Origin of the sequence: Neisseria sp. P0020.S005, assembly GCF_051957055.1 — a bacterium.
Classification (GTDB): domain Bacteria; phylum Pseudomonadota; class Gammaproteobacteria; order Burkholderiales; family Neisseriaceae; genus Neisseria; species Neisseria subflava_A.
In genome coordinates, this window is record NZ_JBQCWV010000005.1 from 136482 (window position 1) to 146705 (window position 10224).

Genomic DNA, 10224 nt, shown 5'->3' on the forward strand with positions numbered 1-10224 from the left:
TGTTGTAATACTCAAAGCATTATTTAAAATAAGGTAAAGTTTTATGATATTGCTCAATACTCAAGCAGGATTGTTTTCATCAAAGTGAACCACTTCGATACCGAATTTTTCTGCCACGGCATCGCCTAAGGCGCGGACGCCGTAACGTTCTGTTGCATGATGGCCGGCACTGATAAATGCCACACCCGTTTCATTGGCAAGATGATATTGCGCTTCGGAAATTTCACCGGTCAGATACGCATCGACACCTTCGTCTGCGGCCGTCTGAAAAAATCCCTGCGCACCGCCGCTACACCAGGCAATGCGTTTGATTTCGCGTTCAAGATCGCCGATAACGGTCGGCTTGCGGTCAAATACCGCCTCGATGCGTTCAGACAACTGCGCCAATGTTTGCGTGGTTTTCAGACGGCCTGTATTTAACAGGTTTTGCTCGCCGAATTGTTTTTCAAGCACCCAATCGAGTTTCTCGGCCAACTGCGCGTTATTGCCTAATTGCGGGTGCGCGTCCAGCGGCAAGTGGTAGCCCGCCATATTGATTTGGTGTTGCAACAAGGTTTCAATGCGTGTTTTTTTCCAACCGGTAATCGTGACAGGCTCGCTTTTCCAAAACATACCGTGGTGGACCAAAAGCAGATCCGCCCCCTGCCCTACGGCAAAATCGATTGCGGCTTTGCTGGCGGTAACCGAAGTGGCAATTTTGGCAATTTCTTCTTTGCCTTCGACCTGCAAACCGTTGGGCGCATAGTCCTTAAACAGCCCGACCTGCAATGTCTCATCGCACCAAGCCAGAATTTCGCGGCGTAAAGCCATATTCCGCTCCTTATATCTATCTTCAAAAACAGCTTCGCATTCTAACCGCAAAATCTGTTTATGCCTCAAATTCTTACATTCCGATTTCAGCAATCATTCCCAACATTAATCATTTGCACATCATCATGAATTATTTTAATATACCCCACCTTACCCACAGGCCGTCTGAAAACACATGGACTCTATTATCGAATTGCGTCATCTCAAAACCTTGCTGGCTTTAGAAGAAACCGGCAGCGTTTCCCTTGCCGCCAAACGGGTTTTCCTGACCCAATCCGCCCTGTCGCACCAAATCCGCGCCTTGGAAAATTATTACGAAACGCCGTTGTTTGAACGTAAATCCACACCTTTGCGCTTCACTCCGGCCGGTATGCGCCTGTTGCAACTGGCGCGTGAGCTGTTGCCGCAGGTTGCCGCCGCCGAACGTGATTTGGTGCGGATTATCGAAGGCGAAGCGGGCGAACTCAGACTTGCCGTCGAATGCCACACCTGCTTCGACTGGCTGATGCCTGCCATGGGCGAGTTCCGCCCCTTATGGCCGCAAGTTGAATTGGACATCGTTTCAGGCTTCCAAGCCGATCCGGTCGGGCTGCTGTTGCAACACCGCGCCGACCTTGCCATCGTTTCCGAAGCCGAGCCGCTCAACGGCATCAGCTACCGCCCTCTGTTTGCCTATGAAATGGTCGGCATCTGCGCAGAAGACCACCCGCTTGCCGACAAAGACGTTTGGGAAGCGGAAGACTTTATCGACGAAACCCTGATCACTTATCCCGTCCCCGACGAAATGCTGGATTTGCCCAAAAAAGTGCTGCTGCCTAAAGGCATTAATCCGCCACGCCGCCACAGCGAGCTGACCATCGCCATTATCCAGCTGGTTGCCAGCAAACGCGGCATCGCCGCCCTGCCCTATTGGACGGTCATGCCGTATTTGGAAAAAGGCTACGTCGTCCACCGCAAAATCACTTCAGACGGCCTGCAGAGCAAACTTTATGCCGCCATTCGTACGGAAGACGCCAACAAAGGCTATCTGGACAACTTCTGTCAAATCACGCATGACCGCTGTTTTGCCGACTTGCCGGGTTTGAGCGAATTGGAAATGTAAACTTAAAACAATCAAAAGGCCGTCTGAACAATTTTCAGACGGCCTTTTTTAATATATACAAAAGTTTCACTACTTCTATTCGGACTCATCCGAACCCAAACACGCCGACAAATCGATTTCAGACGGCCATGTTTTATCAGGCGCAACCCGAATATCGAAATGCTCGCCGCGATAGTCGAAAACCAAACGCCAAGCGTGCAAAAACAAATGTTCCGCCTCATCGCCGCCATACAGCGTATCGCCCAAAATCGGACTGCCTATGCTTTTCATGGCCACGCGCAGCTGATGGGTTTTGCCGGTAAACGGTTGCAACACAAACAGGCGCAAACCGGGCTGCAGGCTTTGACTGCTGAAACGGGTAACGGCAAAATTATCCTCATCACGCGTCAGCTTCCATGTACCGCGCCTCGAACGCGCCATACCGCCTTTCACCCAGCCCTGCTTTTTCGCCGGCTTGTGCGTACCGAGTGCCAAATAAGTTTTACGCATGGTTTTCTCGGCAAACTGTGCCGACAAAGCGGCCGCGCTGTCGCGGTTGAGCGCAAACAGCAACAGGCCGCTGGTGGCTTTATCCAAACGGTGAGCCAGCCACACGCGTTCAACGCCGAGTTGCTGCGCCAGCGAAGCGGTCAGGCAAACATCCCCTTCCGATTCGCTGTGCACCGATACGCCGCAAGGCTTATTAATGACCACAAAATCTTTGTGTTCAAAAACAATGTCCCACATTTCAGACGGCCTTCAACACAATACCGTCGCCAAGCAGGGTCAAAATACCCAGCAGGCAGAACAAGATACATGCGGCAATGCGTACTGCTTTGGCTGGAATTTTGCGCATCAGCATTTCGCCCAAATACACGGCAGGCACAGAAGCAATCATCAAACCAGCAATACTGCCGACCACGACCAGCAGGATAGATTGGTATTTTGCCGCCAAAAGAACCGTCGCAATCTGCGTTTTATCGCCGATTTCCGCCAAGAAAAACAGGACGACCGTCGCCGTAAATGCGCCGTATTTCAGCCACTTACCGTCAGGGTCTTCGTCTTTATCCGGCAACAGCAGCCATAATCCGACCGCAATAAAACTGCCGCCGACCACCCATTTCATGACTTCGGGCGAAATAGCGGATGCCAGCCAGACACCGAGTGCGGCTGAAACAAGATGGTTCAACAGGGTTGCAATAAAGATACCGGCAACAATCGCGTTTTTGTGGGCAAAACGTGCAGCCAAAAAGAGCGCGAGCAATTGCGTCTTATCGCCGATTTCGGCAATAGCAACGCCCAGCGTCGAGGAGAAAAAAGCTTCCATGATTTAAGATACTCAACCGAAAAGCGGGCAAACAAAAAGCGCTGTGCATACCGCCCGCAAGGGTATGGACAACGCTTACGTCTTGCCTGTCTTCCGATAAAGCAGAGAAGATACCGCTGCCACGGCCACACAAGCCGATTATGTTGACAACGGTTTCGGCATTGCGCCGAATGGCTACTCCCGTAAGAGTGAAGCGCAGATTTTACGGCAAACAAAAGTTTGAAGCAAGAAAAACAAAAGGCCGTCTGAAACCTGATTCAAGCAGATTTCAGACGGCCTTTTTTACAGCGATTAATTATCGGAGAACAAATCGCCTACTTTTTCCCAAAACGATTTTTTACGCGGGGTTTGGCTGAGGTCGAGGCCGGAGGAGATTTTTTCAAATTCTTCCAGCAACTCTTTCTGACGGTCGGTCAGGTTGACCGGTGTTTCAACCAAAATGTGGCAGTACAAATCGCCGGTCGAGCTGGAACGCAGAGACTTGATGCCTTTGCCTTTCACGCGCATACGGCGGCCGGTTTGCGTTTCTTTCGGAATGTGCAGTTTGACTTTGCCGTCCAAAGTCGGCACTTCGACTTCGCCGCCCAATGCGGCAATGGCAAAGCTGATCGGCAGTTCGCAATGCAGGTCTAAGCCGTTGCGCTCAAAGATTTTGTGCTGTCTCACGCGGACATTGACGTACAAATCGCCTGCCGGCGCGCCGTGTTGACCCGGCTCGCCCTCGCCGCTCAAGCGGATGCGTTGACCGTCGTCGATGCCTGCCGGAATGTTGACTTCAACCGTTTTGCTGGTCTTGGTACGGCCTTCGCCACGGCATTTGACGCAAGGATCTTTGATTTCTTTGCCTGTACCGTGACAAGTCGGACAAGTCTGCTGCATTTGGAAAATGGCTTGGCGGACGTGTACCGTACCTGAGCCGTGACAGGTCGAACAAGTTGATGCGGATGTACCCGGCTTAGCACCTGAGCCGTGGCAGACATCACATTCTTCGTAAGTCGGAATGTTAATGCGTTTTTTCACGCCTTTGGCGGCTTCTTCAAGCGAAATCTCTATGCCGACCTGCAAGTCCGCGCCGCTGTAATCCGGCTGACGGCTGCCTGCGCTGCCGCCACCGCCGAACATTTGGCTGAAAATATCGGAAAAATCGAAGCCTTGCGCACCACCGAATCCGCCTTGGCCGCCGAAACCGCCAAAGCCACCGAATCCGCCCGCACCTGCGCCCTGTTCGAACGCGGCATGACCGTATTGGTCGTACATGGTACGTTTTTCCTTGTCAGACAAGGTGTCGTAAGCTTTTTGGACTTCTTTAAATTTTTCTTCCGCTTCTTTGTTGTCAGGGTTGCGGTCGGGATGGTATTTCATTGCCAGCTTGCGGTAGGCTTTTTTGATTTCATCGTCGCTAGCGCTGCGGGCAACACCAAGGGTTTCGTAAAAATCTTTATTGCTCATAATTTTGATAGTGTTAAGAATGAATTCAAACTGGGTGGGATATGTGGGCGAGTATCAAAAACTCAAGTCAGTATTTTCAAGGCCGTCTGAAATTGTGCTTTTCCGACATCCAAACATTCAGACGGCCTTTGTCAAACCGACAGGCCCGACAACCTGCTATAATCCCATCTTTATTTTTTCCAACGTTTTCAAGCGAAAAACAGAATGACCATGCAAGAACATTACCAACCCGCCGCCATCGAGCCTGCGGCGCAGAAAAAATGGGATGACGCCCGTATTTTCAACGTCTCCGAAGACGCTTCCAAACCCAAATACTACTGCCTCTCCATGTTCCCCTACCCCAGCGGCAAGCTGCACATGGGGCATGTGCGCAACTACACCATCGGCGACGTATTGAGCCGATTCAAACTCTTAAACGGCTTCAACGTCATGCAGCCTATGGGTTGGGACGCGTTTGGTATGCCGGCGGAAAACGCGGCGATGAAAAACAACGTCGCCCCCGCCGCTTGGACTTACGACAACATCGAATACATGAAAACCCAGCTCAAAAGCCTGGGTTTTGCGATTGACTGGGAACGCGAAGTCGCCACCTGTAAACCCGAGTACTACCGTTGGGAGCAATGGCTGTTTACCAAGCTGTTTGAAAAAGGCATCGTCTATCGCAAAAACGGCACGGTAAACTGGGATCCTGTCGACCAAACCGTCCTTGCCAACGAGCAAGTCATCGATGGACGCGGCTGGCGTTCGGGCGCGTTGATCGAAAAACGCGAAATCCCGATGTATTACTTCAAAATCACCGATTACGCCGAAGAGCTGCTCAACGACTTGGACAAGCTGGAACACTGGCCGGAACAAGTCAAAACCATGCAGCGCAACTGGATCGGCAAATCTCGCGGCATGACCGTACGCTTCGCCGTTTCAGACGACAGCAAACAAGGCTTGGAAGGCGATTACGCGAAATTCCTGCAAGTTTATACCACCCGTCCTGACACGCTGATGGGCGCGACTTATGTTGCCGTTGCCGCCGAGCATCCGCTGGCAACCGCCGCAGCCGCCGACAAACCCGAATTGCAGGCATTTATCGCCGAATGCAAAGCCGGTTCCGTTGCCGAAGCCGATATGGCGACGATGGAGAAAAAAGGCGTGCCGACCGGCCGCTACGTCGTCAATCCGCTCAACGGCGACAAGCTGGAAGTGTGGATTGCCAACTATGTATTGTGGGGCTACGGCGACGGCGCAGTGATGGCGGTTCCGGCGCACGACGAACGCGATTTCGAGTTTGCCACCAAATACAATCTGCCGAAAAAGCAGGTCATTGCCGTCGGCGACAACGCATTCGACGCAAACCAATGGCAAGAATGGTACGGCGACAAAGAAAACGGCGTATTGGTCAATAGCGGCGACTTGGACGGCATGAATTTTCAGACGGCCTTCGACGCCATCGCCACCAAGCTGCAAAGCCAAGACGCAGGCGAACCTAAAACCCAATACCGCCTGCGCGACTGGGGCATTTCGCGCCAACGCTACTGGGGCTGCCCGATTCCCATCGTCCATTGCGAAAAATGCGGTGACGTACCCGTCCCAGCCGACCAACTGCCCGTCGTCCTGCCTGAAAACGTCGTACCCGACGGCATGGGTTCGCCTTTGGCAAAAATGCCCGAATTTTACGAAACCACCTGCCCATGCTGCGGTGGCGCGGCGAAACGCGAGACCGACACCATGGACACCTTCATGGAATCGAGCTGGTACTTCTTCCGCTACATGTCGCCCAAGTTCGCAGAAGGCATGGTATCGACTGAAGCCGCGAAATACTGGGGCGCGGTCGACCAATACATCGGCGGTATCGAACACGCAATTTTGCACCTCTTGTACGCGCGTTTCTTCACCAAACTGATGCGCGACGAAGGCTTGGTCAATGTTGACGAACCGTTCGAACGCCTGCTGACTCAAGGCATGGTCGTCTGCGAGACCTACTACCGCGAAAACGACAAAGGCGGCAAAGACTGGATCAACCCTGCCGATGTCGAGCTGACTTTCGACGACAAAGGCCGCCCTGTTTCTGCCGTTCTGAAAGCAGACGGACTGCCAGTCGTCATCAGCGGCACGGAAAAAATGTCCAAGTCCAAAAACAACGGTGTCGATCCGCAAGAACTGATTAACGCCTACGGTGCGGACACCGCTCGCCTGTTCATGATGTTCGCCGCACCGCCCGAACAGTCCCTCGAATGGAGCGACAGCGGCGTCGAAGGCGCACACCGCTTCCTGCGTCGTCTGTGGCGTACCGTTTACGAATACCTGAAACAAGGCGAAGCAGTCAAAACGTTCGCAGGCAACCAAGACGGTTTGTCTAAAGAACTCAAAGACCTGCGCCACAAACTGCACGCCACCATCGCCAAAGTCAGCGACGACTACGGCCGCCGTCAGCAGTTCAACACCGCCATCGCCGCCGTAATGGAACTGCTCAACCAATACGATAAAACCGACACCGGCAGCGAACAAGGCCGCGCCGTCGCTCAAGAAGTATTGGAAGCCGCCGTACGCCTGCTGTGGCCCATCGTGCCGCACATCTGCGAAACCCTGTGGAGCGAATTAAACGGCGCGAAACTGTGGGAAGCAGGCTGGCCGACAGTCGACGAAGCCGCCTTGGTCAAATCCGAAATCGAAGTCATGGTTCAAGTCAACGGCAAACTGCGCGGCAAAATCACCGTTGCCGCCGACGCATCCAAAGCCGACCTCGAAGCCGCCGCCCTTGCCAACGAAGGCGCAGTGAAATTCATGGAAGGCAAGCCTGCGAAGAAAATCATCGTCGTACCGGGCAGACTAGTGAACATCGTGGTGTAAAGCCGATTCGGCATTGATTGCTGTAATTAGGAAAGGTCGTCTGAAAACTTGGAAACAGGGTTTTCAGACGACCTTTTTAAGGTAGATTGAGTTGTCTACATTACAGACCTCAAATAACTTAAATCTCAAAATCCAAAACATGAATTTATTTTTCGATACCGAATTGGGAAAGCAACAAAATAAAGCAACCCACAAAATCCGTGTAATGAGCGAGGCTTGGCTAGAAAAAAACGGCTACTGTCCCTGTTGCGGAAGCAAGCCGATGCAGAGATTTACCAATAACAAACCTGTTGCAGACCTCTTTTGTCCAAACTGTCACGAGCAATATGAATTAAAGAGTAAAAATCAAAAAACTATAGGTAACAGTGTACCTGACGGTGCATATCACACCATGTTGGAGCGCATCCAGTCAGATACCAACCCAAACTTTTTCTTTCTTGCATATAAAAAAGCGGATTACTCCATACAGCAATTGGTGCTTGTACCTAAACATTTCATAACACCGGACATGATTATTCCCAGAAATAAAGGTATTAAAAACCGACCGCACCACATCATGTGTTCCATTAATCTTGTACCTTTACCTGAAAGCGGCAAAATATTCTTGATAGACAATTCCCGCATTATCGAACCCGAAATCGTTCTGAAAAAATGGCAATCCAATCTATTTTTACGCAACCAAAATGCGGAACGCAAAGGCTGGCTTTTGGCTATTATGAAATGTATCGATCAACTCCCCGAAGAATTCACATTGTCACAAATGTATGAATTTGAAAACAAACTATCCATCCAATTTCCCCAAAACAACCATATCAAAGACAAAATCCGCCAACAATTACAAATTTTGCGTGATCAAAATATGATCGAATTCATTGGTCGCGGACTTTACAAAAAATCAATAAATTGCGCCTAACTCCCAAGGCGTTTTGATTTCAAATCATGATACTGAATTCACAAGGGATATTTATTCTTCTGCCATTCTGAAAACGGTTGAAGTACAAAGCAATATTGCAACAAAGTGCAGCAGCCGTAAAAAAATCGGAGAATTGCTGGCAATTTATGAGTGATTTCGACAAACTGGCTGAAGAAGCTGCTATTTATCAAAGCCGTTTGAAAAAAATCGTTTCAGACGACCTTGTCCTCTACAACGACAATTCCCTTAACATCATGCGGAAGATATTGGAAAAACATCCAACTGGCTGTTTCGATATGATTTTCGCAGACCCACCTTACTTTCTTTCCAATAACGGCTTCAAAAGCCAAACATACGTTTCATTCTGAAACCATGAAAACACAAAACGATGGTAAACAGATGAAATGTGTTTGGACATTCCCTCCTCCAAATAAAGCCGAAAAAACATTCGGCAAACATCCGACACAAAAACCACTCGCCTTGCTTGAACGCTGCATGCTATCGGCTTCAAACATCGGGGATTTGATTTTTGACCCTTTCATGGGCAGCAGCACAACAGGAGGCGCTGCCTTAAAACATGGTCGGAAATTTTGTGGTTGCGAACTAGAAGAAGATTTTTTGAATTAGCAAAGAAAAGGCTACAACAAAAGCTGTAGCCTCCATCTTATTTTAAATTATTCGAACAACACCAGCTCTATCCTGTCTGGTCATTTCATGAACTTCCCGCATGAATTCTTTTTTAAAATAAAATGCATGATTCTTATTAGAAATATTCCGATTATATTGTGCAGAAAATATAGAATGGTATGGCTTGGAATCTTTTGATCTGATTGGTATAGAACTACCGTTTGATGTATGAATGTATCCGTCGCCGGAATTAATATCAGATAACAGCTTACTTTTAATTTGCGTGAAATCAGCAGCTAACTGTCTGAAAAGTTCACCCCTTCATTTATTTGCACATGATAGGCTGACTGTATGTACCATTTATCAGGATCGTTGTCGACTTTACAAATAGGAACATATAGCAAATTCTTTATTTTTTGGTATATCCAACTATCTTCAAAACTTATCTGATCGCTGATTAACTGATCAAAGTTACTGGAAATCTACGAGATAAACATAGTCTCTAGTGGTGCACCATCTGCATCTGCTTTATTGGTTTTCAGCTCACCATCAGAAAAATCTGTCAAAGCATTTGTATTCTTAAGTCCTATTAATTTCTCGATAAACTGCCCTACCCCGCCTTTATTTATCTTCATTTCAGAGGTGAACTTGGGAAATCTGGTTTGATATTCAAGTTTTAGATCTCCTAGCGTCCTTCCGATGTTTTCTCTAAAAAAACCATACGAATCAGTTAGATTCATTATCACAGTTTCCGTCATTAACATAGTCCTTAAAAGTTAAAAGTTCAGGCAAAAAAATATCTAATGCACTAGCCAAACGAATAAGATTTAATAGGGCAGGGTTACGCTCTCCACGTTCTATCATTCCGATATAAGTCCGGTGGATATTCGCTTTTTCAGCCAATGCTTCCTGACTTAAATCCTGGAGTTGTCTTAAATGACGAACATGCTTGCCAAATTGTTTTAAAATTTCTGATTTCATGATGACTATTCTTAATGTTTGCAAATTAAATTCCACATACAATAAGTATCAACTTTAGTTCTAATACGAAAGGCCGAGACCTTTGCAAAATTCCCCAAAATCCCCTAAATTCCTACTAAGACATTTAGGGGATTTTCCATGAGCACCTTCTTCCAGCAAACCGCACAAGCCATGATTGCCAAACACATCGACCGT

8 protein-coding genes and 3 pseudogenes are annotated in these 10224 nt (G+C 48.8%); 5 read left to right on the plus strand and 6 right to left on the minus strand.

Features of this window, described 5'->3' with window-relative positions; all coding sequences use genetic code 11:
- Nucleotides 1-60 precede the first annotated feature (60 nt).
- Nucleotides 61-810 carry a Nif3-like dinuclear metal center hexameric protein gene (locus ACTHTU_RS05995; RefSeq protein WP_440362057.1) on the minus strand — a complete coding sequence of 250 codons (750 nt, stop codon included), beginning with the start codon at nucleotides 808-810 and terminating at the stop codon, nucleotides 61-63.
- Between the two features lie 175 nt (nucleotides 811-985).
- Here ACTHTU_RS05995 and ACTHTU_RS06000 point away from each other — a divergent pair, with 175 nt between their 5' ends.
- Complete coding sequence (locus ACTHTU_RS06000) at nucleotides 986-1912, plus strand: LysR family transcriptional regulator (protein ID WP_003748251.1); 927 nt, start codon at nucleotides 986-988, stop codon at nucleotides 1910-1912.
- A 75-nt stretch (nucleotides 1913-1987) separates the two neighbouring features.
- Here the strand turns inward: ACTHTU_RS06000 and ACTHTU_RS06005 are convergent, their stop codons facing one another.
- The 3 genes from ACTHTU_RS06005 to dnaJ all read right to left on the minus strand — a co-directional run bounded on the left by ACTHTU_RS06005 (nucleotide 1988) and on the right by dnaJ (nucleotide 4667).
- Nucleotides 1988-2638, minus strand: coding sequence for a TIGR01621 family pseudouridine synthase (locus tag ACTHTU_RS06005; protein ID WP_440362058.1), 651 nt, complete (start codon nucleotides 2636-2638; stop codon nucleotides 1988-1990).
- A 1-nt stretch (nucleotide 2639) separates the two neighbouring features.
- Complete coding sequence (locus ACTHTU_RS06010; RefSeq protein WP_004518907.1) at nucleotides 2640-3218, minus strand: TMEM165/GDT1 family protein; 579 nt, start codon at nucleotides 3216-3218, stop codon at nucleotides 2640-2642.
- 291 nt (nucleotides 3219-3509) lie between these two features.
- Entirely contained in the window at nucleotides 3510-4667 is a 1158-nt protein-coding gene (dnaJ, locus tag ACTHTU_RS06015) for a molecular chaperone DnaJ (protein ID WP_293191812.1), read from the minus strand.
- A gap of 210 nt (nucleotides 4668-4877) precedes the next feature.
- Here dnaJ and leuS point away from each other — a divergent pair, with 210 nt between their 5' ends.
- The 4 genes and pseudogenes from leuS to ACTHTU_RS06035 all read left to right on the plus strand — a co-directional run bounded on the left by leuS (nucleotide 4878) and on the right by ACTHTU_RS06035 (nucleotide 9077).
- Nucleotides 4878-7508: a leucine--tRNA ligase gene (gene leuS / locus ACTHTU_RS06020; RefSeq protein WP_440362059.1), complete on the plus strand. Its 2631-nt coding sequence runs from the start codon at nucleotides 4878-4880 to the stop codon at nucleotides 7506-7508.
- A 139-nt stretch (nucleotides 7509-7647) separates the two neighbouring features.
- Nucleotides 7648-8438, plus strand: a pseudogene (locus ACTHTU_RS06025) (DpnI domain-containing protein).
- Nucleotides 8411-8575, plus strand: a pseudogene (locus tag ACTHTU_RS06030) (DNA adenine methylase); the annotation flags it as partial. The pseudogenes ACTHTU_RS06025 and ACTHTU_RS06030, both read left to right, overlap by 28 nt.
- Nucleotides 8568-9077 (plus strand): annotated as a pseudogene (locus ACTHTU_RS06035) (DNA-methyltransferase). The pseudogenes ACTHTU_RS06030 and ACTHTU_RS06035, both read left to right, overlap by 8 nt.
- A 453-nt stretch (nucleotides 9078-9530) precedes the next feature.
- On the opposite strand, the gene ACTHTU_RS06040 reads toward ACTHTU_RS06035, so the two are convergent.
- Complete coding sequence (locus tag ACTHTU_RS06040; RefSeq protein WP_440362060.1) at nucleotides 9531-9788, minus strand: hypothetical protein; 258 nt, start codon at nucleotides 9786-9788, stop codon at nucleotides 9531-9533.
- Entirely contained in the window at nucleotides 9775-10029 is a 255-nt protein-coding gene (locus ACTHTU_RS06045) for a helix-turn-helix domain-containing protein (protein ID WP_440362061.1), read from the minus strand. The genes ACTHTU_RS06040 and ACTHTU_RS06045 overlap by 14 nt, the downstream gene beginning before the upstream one ends.
- Nucleotides 10030-10224: the final 195 nt, after the last annotated feature.

Bases quoted from the DNA above. Each gene is read 5' to 3' on its own strand.
- ACTHTU_RS05995 (WP_440362057.1), bottom strand. From the start codon at position 810: ATGGCTTTACGCCGCGAAATTCTGGCTTGGTGCGATGAGACATTGCAG.
- ACTHTU_RS06000 (WP_003748251.1), top strand. From the start codon at position 986: ATGGACTCTATTATCGAATTGCGTCATCTCAAAACCTTGCTGGCTTTA.
- ACTHTU_RS06005 (WP_440362058.1), bottom strand. From the start codon at position 2,638: ATGTGGGACATTGTTTTTGAACACAAAGATTTTGTGGTCATTAATAAG.
- ACTHTU_RS06010 (WP_004518907.1), bottom strand. From the start codon at position 3,218: ATGGAAGCTTTTTTCTCCTCGACGCTGGGCGTTGCTATTGCCGAAATC.
- dnaJ (WP_293191812.1), bottom strand. From the start codon at position 4,667: ATGAGCAATAAAGATTTTTACGAAACCCTTGGTGTTGCCCGCAGCGCT.
- leuS (WP_440362059.1), top strand. From the start codon at position 4,878: ATGCAAGAACATTACCAACCCGCCGCCATCGAGCCTGCGGCGCAGAAA.
- ACTHTU_RS06040 (WP_440362060.1), bottom strand. From the start codon at position 9,788: ATGAATCTAACTGATTCGTATGGTTTTTTTAGAGAAAACATCGGAAGG.
- ACTHTU_RS06045 (WP_440362061.1), bottom strand. From the start codon at position 10,029: ATGAAATCAGAAATTTTAAAACAATTTGGCAAGCATGTTCGTCATTTA.